Here is a 14,988-nt window from a genome sequence, read left to right as displayed (position 1 = left end):
TCGCGACGGAAGGTGCCTGCGCTCCTTGACTCCCAGCTTACGGTTTCTTGACTCCGCGCCTACGGTTTTACGACGCGGGGATGACGGCAGTTAATTGCAAACGAGATGGTACCGCAGAGAACGTCCGCCCCCTCGCCCCGCTTGCGGGGCCGCGACGAGCTTCGCTCACGCTGAGAGGGTTGGGGTGAGGGGGAGTCTCCTCGAAGAAGGTAAGAGCTGGAATCACGGAGAGTCCCCCTCACCCGGAATCTGCGCTCCGCGCAGATTCCGGCCTCTCCCCGCAAGCGGGGAGAGGCGAAGGGAGCGCTGCGACTACCGCTTCCAGTTGCAGATGCCGCCGCTGCGGCACGGCCAGGTCTGGATACGAGTGTCCATTGCCTGGGCGTCGAGCGGATTGCCGCGGCGATGCGCGAGCTTGGCGCGGGCGGCGCCGCGCGGCTGCGTGCTCCTGGCATGCGCGACCTTCGGCTCGGGCACGTGCACGCGTTCAGCTGCGACCCTCTTCGGCACATCCATCGGCTCGACCCGCGCCTGCGCGTCGTTGCCGCCCTTCGCCTCGAGCGCGACCGGCGCGAAGCGCGTCTCGGGTCCGAGCCGCTTCGGCGACAGCACTGCCTTGGAGAGATCGAGACCGAGATATTCGTCAGGCTTGTAGTCGTCAGCACGCGCGATACCGCCCCACGCAACGGCGAGGGCTACGGCAACGGCAAAAGGAACGCTTTTCAGGACCACGGACGCCTCCTGAAATGGATTATTTAGGGCGTAATTTATCCCTATTTAGGAGGCATCGCGCGGAATTCCAGCGGCCGGTTGCCGCCGTGGTTAAGAAGTTGACGGGTGTCAGGCGACCTTTCGCGTCGCCCCCGTCCCATCCAGGAACCCGATCAGGCGGCCGCGGATGATGGTTTCCGCCTCGTTCATGATGCGATCGATGAGTTCCTTGCAGGAGGGGATGTCGCGGATGAGGCCGGCGACCATGCCGCAGCTCCAGGCACCCGCGTCCATCTGCCCCTCCAGCATGATCCTGGGATAGACGCCCGCGACCTGGTCGTGAATGTCGTCGATGGTGAGCTTGGCGCCCTTCTCGCGCTCGATCTCGATCAGGCGATCGACATTGGCATTCTTCAGCACACGTTCAGTGTTGCGCAGGGCGCGCATGATGAGCCGGGTGTCGAGCTCGGTGGCCGCAACAAGCGCGTTCTTCACGTTGTCATGCACCGGGGCTTCCTTGGTCGCGATGAAGCGCGTGCCCATGTTCATGCCGGCCGCGCCCAGCGACAGCGCCGCGACGAGGCTGCGCCCGTCGGCCATGCCGCCGGAGGCGACGAACGGAATCTTCAACTCCTCGGCCGCACGCGGCAGCAAGATCATGTTCGGAATGTCGTCCTCACCGGGATGGCCGCCGCACTCGAAGCCGTCGACGCTGACGGCGTCACAACCGATGCGTTCGGCCTTCAGTGAGTGGCGGACCGAGGTGCATTTGTGGATCACCTTGATGCCGGCGGCCTTCAGCGCCGGCATGTAGGCTTCCGGGCTGCGGCCCGCGGTCTCAACCGCCTTGATGCCGCCCTCAACGATCGCGGCGATGTATTCCGGATAAGGCGGCGCGGAGAAGGTCGGCAGAAAGGTAAGATTTACGCCGAACGGCTTGTCGGTCATATCGCGGCAGCGCGCGATCTCCTTGGCGAGCAATTCCGGTGTCTTCTGCGTGAGACCCGTGATGATGCCGAGCCCGCCGGCATTGGAGACCGCGGCGGCCAGATCGGCAAAGCCGACGAAATGCATGCCGCCCTGGATGATGGGGTGCTCTATGCCGAACAGTTCGGTGATCGCAGTCTTCACGTAAGTCGCCTCCCGGATTTTGGTTTGTATGGAATCAGTCTAACCGCAGTCTTGCGCCGCGGTCACCACTTCTCTCCGAACGGCCTGATCTCCATCTCGAAGGTCCAGGCGTTCTTGGGCTGCTGGTAGAGCTGCCAATAGGCGTCCGCCACCGACGACGGCGGCATCAGGAGGTCGGGATTGTCGAGCGCGTTCGGCCCGAGCGCTTCGAGCCGGCGCTGGCGCACCCATTCGGTGTCGACGCCGGAATCGATGATGAGATGGGCGACGTGGATGTTCTTCGGCCCGAGCTCGCGCGCCATCGCCTGCGCCACCGCGCGCAGGCCGAACTTGGCGCTGGCGAAGGCGGCAAAGCCGCTGCCGCCGCGCAAGGACGCGGTCGCACCGGTGAAGAAGATGTTGCCGCCGCCGCGCGGCAGCATCAGCCGCGCCGCCTCACGGCCCGCGAGGAAGCCGGAATAGCAAGCCATCTCCCACACTTTCCGGAACACGCGTTCGGTTGTGTCGAGGATCGGGAAATTGACGTTGGCACCGACGTTGAAGATGCAGACCTCGAGCGGCGCATGCTTGTCGGCATCGTTGAGGAACGAGATGACCTCGTCCTCCTTACGCGCATCGAGCGAGCGCGCGTGGATCTCGCCGCCGGAGGTCTCGATGTCCTTCACCAGCGGCGCCAGCTTGTCGCCGTTGCGGCGGCCGGCGAAGATCGAAAATCCTTCCGCGGCGAACTTCTTGGCGATCTCGGAGCCGATGAAATCGCCGGCCCCGATGACGGCTGCTGTGGCGTTTCGCTTGGGCAAGGTCGCCTCCTCCGCTGAGCATGTGGTTGAGCGGAAGGCTATAGTTCTAAAATAGAACTGTCAAACTTCCGGGACAGATGCTAGGCTTAGCGGGAAATTGTGTTGATCGTTCAAGTCAGTTCCTTTTTCTGACTGACTAGCACTGCGCCGGAGACGGATCATGAAGTGGGACACGCTGGATGAGGAGCCCTGCTCGCTTTCCCGCACCGTCGCCGTGGTCGGCGATCGCTGGACGCTGCTGATCCTGCGCGAATGCTTTTTGCGCGTGCGCCGGTTCGAGGCGTTTCAGTCCTCGCTCCAGATCACACGACACCTGCTCTCGGAGCGGCTGAAGAAGCTGGTCCGCTTCGGCATCCTGCGCCGCGTCCCCTATTCCGAGGCGCCCAAGCGCTACGAATACATCCTCACCCAGAAAGGCCTCGACCTCTACCCGATCATCATGGCCATGGTGCATTGGGGCGACACGCACATGGGCGACGAGCGCGGCCGTCCGCTGCTGCATGAGCACAGGAATTGCGGCAAGCTCTTCGATCCCGTGATGGTGTGCTCGGAATGCGGCGAGGTACTGCATGCCAAGCAGGTGCATGTGCATGCGGGCCCGGGGCGGGAAGAAGCGGTGGGGTGAGCTCAAATGTCGTCCTGGCGAAAAGACAGGACCCATTACCCCAGGGAGACGTTTGGCGAAGACTTGGAGTTCGGTACGACGACCACACGCAATCGATAGATTCCGCGGTATGGGTCCTGGCTTTCGCCAGGACGACAGCGGGAGCTCAATGCCCCACCGCCATTCGTGATTGCAACGGTCAAAAAGCAAGCGCGGCACTTACCGTGCCGCGCTCGCCTCGATCATCCTGCCGCGACGCACTTCGCTCAGTGCGTCTTGGTCTCGTGCCATTTCTCGAGATCGGGTTTCACCTTGTTGTCCGATCCCTGCTCCTTCTCCGGATTGCCCTTCCAGGGCTTGTCCATCTGGGCATGAGATCCCCAGTCATTCTGCTGCCGGGGATCGTCGTTGGGCCGTTCCTTGCTCATCGGATATCCTTCCGTGAAGCGCCTTACGCGAACGGAACACCGTAGTACGAGTTGATGCCCCGAACGGCGGCGTCATCGCTCCAGTTCCAATCGCTTTTCGCGCCGTATTTCGGCGCGCCTTCCAGTTCCTTGGTCGTGATGCCGGTGACATAGCCGCCGAGCTCGGTGTCGTATTTCAGCGACTGCCAAGGCAAGGGGTAGTGATCATTACCGAGGCCCAGGAATCCGCCGAAACCGAGCACGGCGTAGGACACCCTGCCGCTGACCTTGTCGATCATCACGCGTTCGATCGAGCCGATCTTGTTGCGGTCTGCACCGTAGACCGATGTTCCCTCGACCTTGTCGCTGCCGATCAACCGGCCCATCTCGCTGCGGTCCAGTTCGCCTTGATTCAGCATTGTAATTCTCCACTCAGCCGATGTGTGGGCCAACCAGCTCTGATGGTGATCGTTCCAGCGTGCGGGTGCGGCATCTCGCGGCCAAGCAGGAACATCACAGAGAACGCGCCGTTCTCAATGTGCCCACCAGGAAACCGGGAGTGAGGTGGACCATGAGCGACTTCCGCGACATCCAGCATGGCGTCAATGATCCCGTCGACGGCGTCGATGTGAAGCAGCACTTCAACGACAACAGGACGCCGCACGAGCGCGCGCAGCGCCATGCGGACGTTCGCGCAGAGCCGTCGGCCGCACCAGGCGAGCCGTTCCTGCCGGAAAGGCTGCGGCGCAAGCCGACCGATCCGATCAACCCGCGCACCGGCCGCAATCCGACCGATTAGGAACCTCGGTCCCCAATCCCGTGTTGATCGGCGCAAATGTGCGCGGCGAGGAAGCTGGTCGAGCAAGCCGTGCAGGGTCTACGTGCAGCTTGCCGCGGCCGATGCGAGCTACGCGACCGGTCAGGTGTATGGCGCTGCAGGCGGATCCGGACAGCCGTAGCCGCAGGAACGATCATCGTCTCCCAAGCCTTACAAGAACGTCACGGGAGACATTGCACCAGCCGCGGACCGATGGCAGTCGTAACAGTCAAACCCACTCGGATCGACACGGTGATCGCGAATGAGATCGCCGACCACACCAATTCAGGGCTGGAGCAGACAGCGCAGACGCTGACCTGGGCGGCCGACGAGCATGTGCTTCTGGCGCTTGCCGCTGCAGGATGGCTCTACGCCCAATTGCACCGTCCGGAAGCACGCCCTGCCGCCAATCACATTCTGGCAGTGACGTTGGTGACTGCCATGATTCCGCACGCGCTGAAGTCCGTGTTCGACCAGACGAGACCTGACCGCATGACCGTTCGCGGTCATCGGAACGGCGTTCCCTTCTCCGGGCGAGCGCGCGATGCCTTCCCCTCCGGCCACGCCATGCACATGGGTGCGCTCGCCTCGGCCGCAGGACTGCTGCCGGCGGGTCCGCGCCGCACGGTACGCGTCATCACGGTTGCGCTTTCGCTGACGCGCGTCGTGCTGCTGGCGCACTGGGCGAGCGATGTGGTAGCCGGGTTCTCGCTCGGTGTTGCCGTCGAACGACTGCTCAGGCCGCTCACATTGGCGAGGCGCCAGCACCGCAGGCGGGTGCGGCCATGACCGAATATGTCGTGCGCTTCATCGCCGGCGGGGTGATCGTCTCAGCTTTCGCGATCCTTGGCGACATGCTGCGGCCAAAGAGTTTTTCCGGCCTACTCGGCGCCGCACCCTCGATCGCGCTCGCCACGCTGGCAATCGCGATCGTGCAGCATGGCAGAGCTTACGCCGCAGCCGAAAGCTGGACCATGATCTATGGCGCGATCGCGCTTGCCTGCTACAGCGTCGCCGTGTGCCATCTGCTGATGCGTTTTCGTTTTGCCGCGCTGCCCGCCACCACTCTCGCCTTCGCTGTATGGCTGGTCGTCGCCTTTGGTCTGCTCGCGAGCTTCGGAGGTGCCGCCTGATGCTGGTCAAGCTGTCCCCATCGGCGTTGAAGCAAACGCGCTGGTACGAATATGCTATTCGCTTCGTGCTCGGCGGAGTGGCGACAGTGCCGGCAGGCATGATGGGTGCGAGCTTCGGCACCTCCATAGGCGGGCTCTTCCTTGCCCTTCCCGCCATCTTCTGCGCCAGCGCAACGCTGATCGAAAGTCATGAGCGCCGGGCCAAGGAGAAGGCGGGCCTCGACGGCCGCCGGCGTGGGCAGGAGGCCGCAGCGCTCGACGCCGCCGGCGCCACCTTGGGAAGCATTGGTCTTGCTGCGTTCGCTGCCGTCTTCTACGTCACGGTCCCCGTGAGCAGCGTCGCGGCCTTCATCTCCGCCATCTTCGCCTGGGCCGTGGTTTCAGTCTCGGCGTGGTGGATGAGACGGAAATTTCGCACCGTCTCGCCTCATCGGTCGTCCGGATCCTGGTCGCGATCAGCGCGGTGCCGGAGCGCCCCGCAGTTTCAGGAATTCAAACATCTCCGCGGCGGCATGAAGCTGTTCGATGCGTGCGGCAACGGAATCCCGCTGAATGCCGAGCGGCAGACTTGCAAGCTCGTGCTCGAGCCGCAGCCTCTGCGCGTCGAGACGTTGTTCGAATGTGTGGGGTTCAGACTGCCTTCGCATCGTCCGTCCTCGGAGGTTGCAGGCCCGGCTGTTGGCCCAGCGCTCGACTTGATCGATGACCTTCTGGTGACTCGGCCGCACCGGCTTGGGTGCTTCTGGCTCGTCGGAAAGCTTGCGGGGTAACCTGACCTCATCCGTCATGGCCAATCTCCCTTTGCAGGAGAATGCGCCAGCACGAGACTCGTTTCAATATAACTTATTGATTTTACTTGATGTTTCTACTCACTTGGCGTTTTCGCCGATTCTTGTGGAACTCCCGCCAAGTTCGTTGGTTGAGCAGACTACTAAACTTACTCATTTTGCGTGATCAACCATGAATGACCTTCGCGCAGAGCGCCTTCAGGTCATGCTCTCACCCGACGAGCTGGCCGCGGTTGATGATTTCCGGTTCAAGCACCGCATGCCGACCCGCGCAGCGGCGGTGCGCGAACTGCTCAAGTTCGGGCTGACGGCAGCGGGCGTCGATGCAAAGGCCGGGGTCAAGTCAAGCGACTTCGGCGTGTTCGGCCGCGGTCCCGAGGGACACACGTCGTCGGATCCCGATAACGGCAGCGAGGACTGATCCAAAGCTCTCGTCACAAGCAAACGACCCCGGCACGGTGGGTGCCAGGGCCGTCCTTGGAGATTGCTTCCGGTGCACCGGGGGCATGCCAACCGGAAGCAATCCGTCGACTCTTCGCGCGCGGATTCGTTCCCTGCGAGAACCCTCTAGCGTTTGAGCATGATCCTTCCGGAAGACCGCTTCACGCTTTGCGCTAACGCGGCCCTCCGGGTCCAGATCATGCTCTACCCGGTTGGCGCGTCACCGGAATCGTCCGGCATCACGCCGGAGCCCGGCGTCTTGTTCTTATCGGTAAGGTCAGGATCGCGCGTCGCCTCACGCGACGGTGAGCCCTTCGGGTTCGCCTTGTGCACTGTCTGAGCGCGCTGCTTGTCGCGCGGCTGCTCCTCCGCGCGCTTGTCCTTGACGATGCCGTGGTCGGAATGGGCCATGTTATGCTCTCGCTTCTCTCTCGATGTATCGAAGCGGCTACGCATGTCAGCGCCGAATGTTCCGGATGCGAGCGGCAACGCTAGCCATGCGCGGCATGAACCGCAGCCGACGCCTTCTCGAGATGCACCTGCCGTACCGTCGTCACCGTCGCGAACGCGACCGAGATGCCAAAGGCGAGAATGAGTGAAAGAAGGGCAAGACGTGGAGCCATTGCAAAAACTCCTTCTGGAATCAAAATCCACGCGATCGACTGTTCCCGGATGATCCTGGATTGGCCGCAAGCGTTCCGTGCGTCGCCTCACACGCGGATTCACGAAGACGAGAGCCGCCTATGCCTCCCGGTCTTGGGGGATGCCGACCGTCACGGGCGGGACTTCGCCATCGAGCCAGTCCTGCTCCCTCGCGAGCGCCGTCCAGGCATCCGCCATGCGCGAATAGCGCCTGTAGGAGGGTTGCCCTTCCGCGCGCTCGGCGAGCTGCAGGCAGTTCTCGGCGTTATCCCTGAAAATGTCGGACTGTTTCATGGGGGAAGACGTGGGGACGGAACTCCTGCATCGCAACCGTCCTTGCCGGATCTTAACGGGCGGGAACTTCGCACGACATCGGTCATTGTCATCAATGCGAGTTCTTGTCGCGATCATCCTGGTGTTCATTGGCAGCGCAGCGCTGGGCGACAGCACCGGCGAGCAAAGACCTGATAACCGCGCGCCGACGGCCATCGACGTCATCAGCGGCCTCTACGCGTTCAGCCGCTTCCAGCACGGCCTTCTGGAGAGCACCGATCTGAAGGGCAATGCGGAGGTGAAAAACCTTGCCGCCTTGCGTGCCGAAGAAGCTGCGAAACGCGACAAGACCCTGAAGGATATTCAGGAGGCGATCGGCGCCGAGCCGCGCATCGGCAAGACGGCGGCGAGTGCGGGTCTCGCCGAGCCCGACAGCTCGGACGGACCGGCTTACGTCCGGACTTTCTATGCCGCGCAGATCCCCGAATATGAGTCCACCATCGCCCTGCTCGAACACTATCTGAAAGCCCCCGACAATGCGGCGCTTGCAGCGTTCGCGCGCGAACAGCTGCCGACGCTCCGCTCGCAGGTCAAGGACGCCGAGCGCACCATGGCGGACAAGTAGCCGCCCCGCATCCCCGTTGACGTCCTTGCCGCCCGAGATCGACGTGCCGCTGCCGCCGGACCCATTGGCCCTTCCTGAGAACCGTAGGTCCGCGAGCATCGAAATGGTCGAAAGCCGGTGCCCAAAATCTTTCTGAAACCCCATGGAACCATCGGCAGCCTTCACCGTTGCTTTAACCGGGCTGAGCAAAGCAGGTTCCATTTCCTCGCGCCGCAACCTTGGCGCTTGATTTCGAATTTGGCTGACGCTCTATTTTGATCAATTGCGTCTCGCCTTAGATTCGGCCAGCGCCTGCGGGGGAATCAAGTATGAGCGACCTCGATCCCGGAACTGCATCACGCTCCGGTCGTCGCGTCCCGAAACCCAAAACCAACGGAATGTCGGATCCGGATTCCCGGCCGGAATTGCTGCTCGCGCTACAGGCGATGCGCAGCGGCGATTTCTCAGTGCGCATGAGCGGCGACTATCTCGGCATCGACGGCAAGATTGCCGACACTTTTAACGAAATCATCGCTGCCAACCAGCGCATGGCGCAGCAGCTCGAATTGGTCGGCCAGGTGGTGGGGCGCGAGGGCAAGACCCGGCAGCGCGTGAAGTTCGGCCTCGCCTCCGGCTCCTGGGCGGACATGGAAGGCTCCGTCAACACGCTGATCGACGATCTGTTGTGGCCGACGCGCGAGGTGACGCGCGCCGTCGCCGCGGTGGCGCAAGGCGACCTGCTGCAGACCGTCAAGCTCGACGTCGACGGCCGTCCGCTCCGCGGCGAGTTCTTGCAGTCGGCGAACATCGTCAACACCATGATCAAGCAGCTCGGCGTGTTCACCTCCGAGGTGACGCGCGTGGCCCGCGAGGTCGGCACCGAAGGCAAGCTCGGCGGCCAGGCCCAGGTGCCGGAGGTGACCGGTGTCTGGAAGGATCTGACCGAGAGCGTCAACTCGATGGCGAACAACCTGACCAACCAGGTTCGCAACATCGCCGAGGTCACGATCGCGGTCGCCAACGGCGACTTGTCCAAGAAGATCACGGTCGACGTCCGCGGCGAGATCCTTCAGCTCAAGGAAGCCATCAACACGATGGTGGACCAGCTCCGCTCCTTCGCCTCCGAAGTGACGCGCGTCGCGCGCGAGGTCGGCACCGACGGCAAGCTCGGCGGCCAAGCGATCGTGCCCGGTGTCGCCGGCACCTGGAAAGACCTCACCGACTCCGTGAACGCGATGTGCGGCAACCTCACCGCACAGGTCCGCAACATCGCCAACGTCACCACGGCCGTGGCGCGCGGCGACCTCTCGCGCAAGATCACGGTGGACGTGCGCGGCGAGATCCTGGAGCTGAAGGACACCATCAACACCATGGTGGACCAGCTCAACTCCTTCGCCTCGGAGGTGACGCGCGTCGCGCGCGAAGTCGGCACCGAAGGCAAGCTCGGCGGCCAGGCCCAGGTGCCCGGCGTGGCCGGCACCTGGAAGGACCTCACCGACAACGTCAACTTCATGGCGTCGAACCTGACCGCGCAGGTCCGCAACATCGCCGACGTCGCGACCGCCATCGCCGGCGGCGACCTGTCGAAGAAGATCACCGTGAACGTGTCGGGCGAGATCCTTCAGCTGAAGGAAACGCTCAACACCATGGTGGATCAGCTCAATGCCTTCGCCGGCGAAGTCACGCGCGTCGCGCGCGAGGTTGGTACCGAAGGCCGGCTGGGTGGCCAGGCCAACGTGCTCGGCGTCGCCGGCACCTGGAAGGATCTCACGGAAAGCGTCAACTCGATGGCGTCGAACCTGACCGCGCAGGTCCGCAACATCGCCGAGGTGACGACCGCGGTCGCCGGCGGCGACTTGTCGAAGAAGATCACCGTGGACGTGCGCGGCGAGATCCTGGAGCTGAAGGACACCATCAACACCATGGTAGACCAGCTCAACGCCTTCGCCGGCGAAGTGACGCGGGTGGCGCGCGAGGTCGGCACAGAAGGAAAGCTCGGCGGCCAGGCCCAGGTGCGCGGCGTCGCCGGCACCTGGAAGGATCTGACGGACTCCGTCAACTCGATGGCCTCCAACCTGACCGGCCAGGTCCGCAACATCGCCGAAGTCGCGACCGCCGTTGCCAAGGGCGACCTGTCGAAGAAGATCACCGTCAACGTGTCGGGCGAAATCCTTCAGCTGAAGGAAACGCTCAACACCATGGTCGACCAGCTCAACGCCTTCGCCGGCGAAGTCACGCGCGTTGCGCGCGAGGTCGGCACCGAAGGCAAGCTCGGCGGCCAGGCCCAGGTGACGGGCGTCGCCGGCACCTGGAAAGACCTCACCGACAACGTCAACTCGATGGCGGGCAACCTCACCGCCCAGGTCCGCAACATCGCCGAGGTTGCAACCGCGATCGCCGGCGGCGACCTGTCGCGCAAGATCACGGTGGACGTCCGCGGCGAGATCCTTCAGCTCAAGGACACGCTGAACACGATGGTCGACCAGCTCAACCGTTTCGCGGGCGAGGTGACGCGCGTGGCGCGCGAAGTCGGCACCGAAGGCCGCCTCGGCGGCCAGGCCAACGTGCCCGGCGTCGCCGGCACCTGGAAGGATCTCACCGACAGCGTGAACTCGATGGCGGGCAACCTCACCGCGCAGGTCCGCAACATCGCCGAAGTGACCACCGCCGTGGCGCGCGGCGACTTGTCCCGCAAGATCACCGTGGACGTGAAGGGCGAGATCCTCGAGCTCAAGAACACCATCAACACCATGGTGGACCAGCTCAACGGTTTCGCCGGTGAAGTCACCCGCGTCGCGCGCGAGGTCGGCACCGAAGGCAAGCTCGGCGGCCAGGCCGAAGTGCCCGGCGTCGCCGGCACTTGGAAGGACCTCACCGACAACGTCAACTTCATGGCCTCGAACCTGACGGCGCAGGTCCGCAACATCGCTGAGGTCGCAACTGCCATCGCCGGCGGCGACCTCTCGAAGAAGATCACCGTGGACGTGCGCGGCGAAATCCTGCTGCTGAAGGATACGCTGAACACCATGGTCGAGCAGCTGCGCTCCTTCGCCGCCGAAGTGACGCGCGTCGCGCGCGAGGTCGGCACCGAGGGCCGGCTCGGCGGCCAGGCCGTCGTGCCGGGCGTCGGCGGCACCTGGAAGGATCTCACCGACAACGTCAACCTGCTCGCTGCGAACCTTACCACCCAGGTCCGCAACATCGCCGAAGTGACCACCGCCGTGGCGCGCGGCGACTTGTCCCGCAAGATCACCGTGGACGTGAAGGGTGAAATCCTCGAGCTGAAGAACACCATCAATACCATGGTGGACCAGCTCAACGCCTTCGCCGGCGAAGTCACGCGCGTGGCCCGTGAAGTTGGCACCGAGGGCGAGCTCGGCGGCCAGGCTCAGGTGCCCGGCGTCGCCGGCACCTGGAAGGACCTCACCGACACCGTCAACGTCATGGCGGCGAACCTGACCGAGCAGGTCCGCGGCATCGTCAAGGTGGTGACGGCGGTCGCCAACGGCGACCTCAAGCAGAACCTCACGGTGAAATCGAAGGGCGAGGTCGCAGCGCTCGCCGACACCATCAACAACATGACCGAGACGCTCGCAACCTTCGCCGATCAGGTGACCTCGGTGGCGCGCGAAGTCGGCGTCGAAGGCCGCCTCGGTGGCCAGGCCGACGTGCCGGGCGCTGCCGGCACCTGGAAGGACCTCACCGGCAACGTCAATCTTTTGGCCGCGAACCTCACCTCGCAGGTCCGCGCGATCGCGGAAGTCGCGACCGCCGTTACCAAGGGTGACCTGACGCGATCGATCCAGGTCGATGCCCGCGGCGAAGTCGCGGAATTGAAAGACAACATCAACACGATGATCACGAACCTCCGTCTCACGACGGATGTGAACACCGAGCAGGACTGGCTGAAGACCAATCTCGCGAAATTCACCAACATGCTGCAGGGCCAGCGCGACCTCACCACCGTCGGCCGGCTGCTGCTGACCGAGCTGTCGCCCCTGGTGAACGCCCACACTGGCGTGATCTACCAGATCGAGAGCGAGGACAATCCGCAGCTCCTGCTGCTCGCCTCCTACGCCGGCGACGGCGTCTATCCCTATCAACGCGTGCTGCAATTCGGCGAGGGCCTGATCGGCCAGTGCGCACTCGACAGGCGGCCGCGGGTCGTCGCGAACATTCCGACCGACGTGGTGCCGATCAATTCCGCACTGTTCCGCGTCGCCCCGAAGAACCTCGTCGTGCTGCCGGTTCTGTTCGAAGGCCAGGTCAAGGCCGTGATCGAGCTCGCCTCGCTCACCTCCTTCACGACCTCGCAAATGACGTTCCTGGAGCAGCTCACCGACTCCATCGGCATCGTGCTCAACTCGATCGAGGCGACGATGCAGACCGAAGGCCTGCTCAAGCAGTCGCAGCAGCTCGCCGGCGAGCTTCAGACCCAGCAGCGCGAATTGCAGCAGACCAACGAGCAGCTCGAGCAGAAGGCGCAGCAGCTCGCCGAGCGCAACGTCGAGGTCGAGCGCAAGAACCAGGAAATCGAGCAGGCCCGCCGCGCGCTCGAGGAAAAGGCGACCGAGCTCGCGCTGACATCGAAGTACAAGTCCGAATTCCTCGCCAATATGAGCCACGAGCTGCGCACGCCGCTGAACTCCATCCTGATCCTCGGCCAGCAGCTCACGGACAATCCGGACGGCAACCTCACGGCCAAGCAGGTCGAGTTCGCCCGCACCATCCACGGCGCCGGCACCGACCTGCTCAACCTCATCAGCGACATCCTCGATCTTTCCAAGATCGAGTCCGGCACGGTGACGGTCGATGCCGAGGAGATCTTGACCGCGAACCTGCTCGAGACCGTCGGCCGGCCGTTCCGGCACGAGGCGGAGAACCGCGGCCTCTCGTTCAAGATCGACGTCGATCCGAACCTCGCGCGCAGCATCGTCACCGACTCCAAGCGCCTGCAGCAGGTCCTGAAGAACCTGCTCTCCAACGCCTTCAAGTTCACCGCCGAAGGCGAGGTGCGCCTGAAGGTCGAGGCCGCCCTCGGTGGCTGGGGAACGGATCACCCGGTGCTGAACTCCGCGCCGGCCGTGATCGCGTTCGAGGTGTCGGATACCGGCATCGGCATTCCCCCGGAGAAGCAGAAGCTGATCTTCGAGGCGTTCCAGCAGGCCGACGCCGGCACCAGCCGCAAATATGGCGGCACCGGCCTTGGCCTTGCCATCAGCCGCGAGCTGGCGAGCCTGCTCGGCGGCGAAATCCATCTGCGCAGCGCGCCGGGCAAGGGCTCGACCTTCACACTCTATCTGCCGCTGAAATATTCCGGACCGACGCTGGCGCCGCGTGCCGCTCCGGCGCCGCAGCAATACAGCCAGCCGCCGGCGCTGCAGCCGGCCGCGCCGGAGCAGCAGCGCGTCATCGAGCAACTGCCCGACGACCGTCTCAACCTCGAGCCCGGCGACAGCATCCTCTTGATCGTCGAGGACGACCCGCATTATGCGCGGGTGCTGGTCGACCTCGCGCGCGACAAGGGCTTCAAGGTGCTGGTCGCCGCGCGCGGTGCGGAGGCACTGGAGCTTGCCAAGCAGTACCAGCCGCGCGCAGTCTCGCTCGACGTGTTCCTGCCCGACATGCTCGGCTGGACGGTGCTGAGCCAGCTCAAGCACAATCCGCTGACCCGCCACATCCCCGTGCAGATCATCACGCTCGACGAGGACCGCCAGCATGCGCTGGCGCGCGGCGCCTTCTCCTTCGTCAACAAGCCGACGACGACCGAGGGCGTCGCGGCGGCGCTGACGCAGATCAAGGAATATGCGCGTCCGCGGCGCAAGCGGCTCCTGATCGTCGAGGACAACGAGGCCGAGCAGCTCTCGATCCGCGAGCTGTTGCACCACGACGACATCGAGATCGTGGCAACCGACACCGGCGCCGGCGCACTCTCGATGCTCCGCGAGGCGCCCTGCGATTGCGTGGTGCTCGACCTCCGCCTGCCGGACATGAGCGGCTTCGAGGTGCTGGACCAGATCCGCAACGACGAGGCGCTCTCGAATGTTCCGGTGGTGGTCTTCACCGGCCGCGAGCTTTCGGCGGAGGAAGATGCCGAGCTGCACACCATGGCGCGCAGCATCGTGGTCAAGGGCGTGGAATCGCCGGAACGTCTGCTCGACGAGACCGCGCTGTTCCTGCATCGCGTGATCACGGAACTGCCGGTCGAGAAGCAGCGCATGCTGGAGAAGCTGAACAGTTCCGACGAGGACCTGATCGGCAAGACCGCGCTGCTCGTCGACGACGACGCTCGGAACATCTTTGCGCTGTCGAGCGTGCTGGAACGGCGCGGCATGAAGGTGCTGACAGCGACCACCGGCAGCGAAGCCGTGACACTGGTCGAATCCAATCCGGAAATCGCCATCGTGCTGATGGACATCATGATGCCGCAGATGGATGGCTATCAGACCATCGGCGTGATCCGCGAGAACCCGGCCTTCGCCCGCCTTCCGATCATCGCACTGACCGCCAAGGCGATGAAAGGCGACCGCGAGAAATGCCTGGAAGCTGGAGCTTCCGACTACCTCGCAAAACCCGTCAACACCGATCAATTGCTGCTTGCGATCCGCATGTGGCTGCACCGCTGAGCTGGATCCGC

General features: G+C 64.0%; 15 protein-coding genes and 1 pseudogene. 8 read left to right on the top strand and 8 right to left on the bottom strand.

Annotated features, from left to right (window positions below; all coding sequences use genetic code 11):
* Positions 1–312 precede the first annotated feature (312 nt).
* From JQ635_RS10350 to JQ635_RS10340, 3 genes are all read right to left on the bottom strand, one after another.
* Positions 313–732: a hypothetical protein gene (locus JQ635_RS10350; RefSeq protein WP_211409745.1), complete on the bottom strand. Its 420-nt coding sequence runs from the start codon at positions 730–732 to the stop codon at positions 313–315.
* 108 nt (positions 733–840) lie between these two features.
* Positions 841–1,842, bottom strand: coding sequence for an NAD(P)H-dependent flavin oxidoreductase (locus JQ635_RS10345; RefSeq protein ID WP_211409744.1), 1,002 nt, complete (start codon positions 1,840–1,842; stop codon positions 841–843).
* Positions 1,843–1,904: 62 nt separating this feature from the next.
* Positions 1,905–2,642 carry an SDR family oxidoreductase gene (locus JQ635_RS10340; RefSeq protein ID WP_211409743.1) on the bottom strand — a complete coding sequence of 246 codons (738 nt, stop codon included), beginning with the start codon at positions 2,640–2,642 and terminating at the stop codon, positions 1,905–1,907.
* A 160-nt stretch (positions 2,643–2,802) separates the two neighbouring features.
* Here JQ635_RS10340 and JQ635_RS10335 point away from each other — a divergent pair, with 160 nt between their 5' ends.
* On the top strand, positions 2,803–3,267 hold the full coding sequence (locus JQ635_RS10335; RefSeq protein WP_211409742.1) for a winged helix-turn-helix transcriptional regulator: 465 nt from the start codon (positions 2,803–2,805) through the stop codon (positions 3,265–3,267).
* Positions 3,268–3,512: 245 nt separating this feature from the next.
* On the opposite strand, the gene JQ635_RS10330 is transcribed toward JQ635_RS10335, so the two are convergent.
* Both JQ635_RS10330 and JQ635_RS10325 read right to left on the bottom strand, forming a co-directional pair.
* On the bottom strand, positions 3,513–3,674 hold the full coding sequence (locus JQ635_RS10330) for a hypothetical protein (RefSeq protein ID WP_211409741.1): 162 nt from the start codon (positions 3,672–3,674) through the stop codon (positions 3,513–3,515).
* A 23-nt stretch (positions 3,675–3,697) separates the two neighbouring features.
* Positions 3,698–4,072, bottom strand: coding sequence for a PRC-barrel domain-containing protein (locus JQ635_RS10325; RefSeq protein ID WP_211409740.1), 375 nt, complete (start codon positions 4,070–4,072; stop codon positions 3,698–3,700).
* A 152-nt stretch (positions 4,073–4,224) separates the two neighbouring features.
* Here JQ635_RS10325 and JQ635_RS10320 point away from each other — a divergent pair, with 152 nt between their 5' ends.
* The 5 genes and pseudogenes from JQ635_RS10320 to JQ635_RS10300 all read left to right on the top strand — a co-directional run bounded on the left by JQ635_RS10320 (position 4,225) and on the right by JQ635_RS10300 (position 6,812).
* Positions 4,225–4,452 carry a hypothetical protein gene (locus JQ635_RS10320; RefSeq protein ID WP_211409739.1) on the top strand — a complete coding sequence of 76 codons (228 nt, stop codon included), beginning with the start codon at positions 4,225–4,227 and terminating at the stop codon, positions 4,450–4,452.
* A 231-nt stretch (positions 4,453–4,683) separates the two neighbouring features.
* The gene (locus JQ635_RS10315) at positions 4,684–5,259 is read left to right on the top strand and encodes a phosphatase PAP2 family protein (RefSeq protein ID WP_211409738.1); all 576 of its coding nucleotides are present in this window, start codon (positions 4,684–4,686) and stop codon (positions 5,257–5,259) included.
* Positions 5,256–5,603 (top strand): hypothetical protein, encoded by a 348-nt coding sequence (locus JQ635_RS10310; RefSeq protein WP_211409737.1) that lies wholly within the window; start codon positions 5,256–5,258, stop codon positions 5,601–5,603. The genes JQ635_RS10315 and JQ635_RS10310 overlap by 4 nt, the downstream gene beginning before the upstream one ends.
* Positions 5,603–6,055: pseudogene (locus JQ635_RS10305) on the top strand (DUF3147 family protein); the annotation flags it as partial. The gene JQ635_RS10310 and the pseudogene JQ635_RS10305, both read left to right, overlap by 1 nt.
* Before the next feature lie 508 nt (positions 6,056–6,563).
* Positions 6,564–6,812: a hypothetical protein gene (locus tag JQ635_RS10300; protein ID WP_211409736.1), complete on the top strand. Its 249-nt coding sequence runs from the start codon at positions 6,564–6,566 to the stop codon at positions 6,810–6,812.
* 224 nt (positions 6,813–7,036) lie between these two features.
* On the opposite strand, the gene JQ635_RS10295 is transcribed toward JQ635_RS10300, so the two are convergent.
* From JQ635_RS10295 to JQ635_RS10290, 3 genes are all read right to left on the bottom strand, one after another.
* Positions 7,037–7,243, bottom strand: a complete 207-nt coding sequence (locus tag JQ635_RS10295; RefSeq protein ID WP_211409735.1) for a hypothetical protein — start codon at positions 7,241–7,243, stop codon at positions 7,037–7,039.
* 80 nt (positions 7,244–7,323) lie between these two features.
* Positions 7,324–7,455 (bottom strand): hypothetical protein, encoded by a 132-nt coding sequence (locus JQ635_RS39200; protein ID WP_283826467.1) that lies wholly within the window; start codon positions 7,453–7,455, stop codon positions 7,324–7,326.
* Between the two features lie 118 nt (positions 7,456–7,573).
* The gene (locus tag JQ635_RS10290) at positions 7,574–7,768 is read right to left on the bottom strand and encodes a hypothetical protein (RefSeq protein WP_211409734.1); all 195 of its coding nucleotides are present in this window, start codon (positions 7,766–7,768) and stop codon (positions 7,574–7,576) included.
* A gap of 94 nt (positions 7,769–7,862) precedes the next feature.
* On the opposite strand from JQ635_RS10290, the gene JQ635_RS10285 reads away from it, so the two are divergent.
* Together JQ635_RS10285 and JQ635_RS10280 are read left to right on the top strand one after the other, a co-directional pair.
* Positions 7,863–8,372, top strand: a complete 510-nt coding sequence (locus JQ635_RS10285) for a DUF4142 domain-containing protein (protein WP_211409869.1) — start codon at positions 7,863–7,865, stop codon at positions 8,370–8,372.
* A gap of 308 nt (positions 8,373–8,680) precedes the next feature.
* A complete protein-coding gene (locus tag JQ635_RS10280) occupies positions 8,681–14,977 on the top strand; it encodes a HAMP domain-containing protein (protein WP_211409733.1) in 6,297 nt (2,098 codons plus the stop codon).
* The last annotated feature ends 11 nt before the right edge of the window (positions 14,978–14,988 follow it).

The organism is Bradyrhizobium iriomotense (assembly GCF_018130765.1).
Lineage (GTDB): Bacteria > Pseudomonadota > Alphaproteobacteria > Rhizobiales > Xanthobacteraceae > Bradyrhizobium > Bradyrhizobium iriomotense_A.
This window is presented reverse-complemented; position numbering and strand designations above follow the sequence as displayed.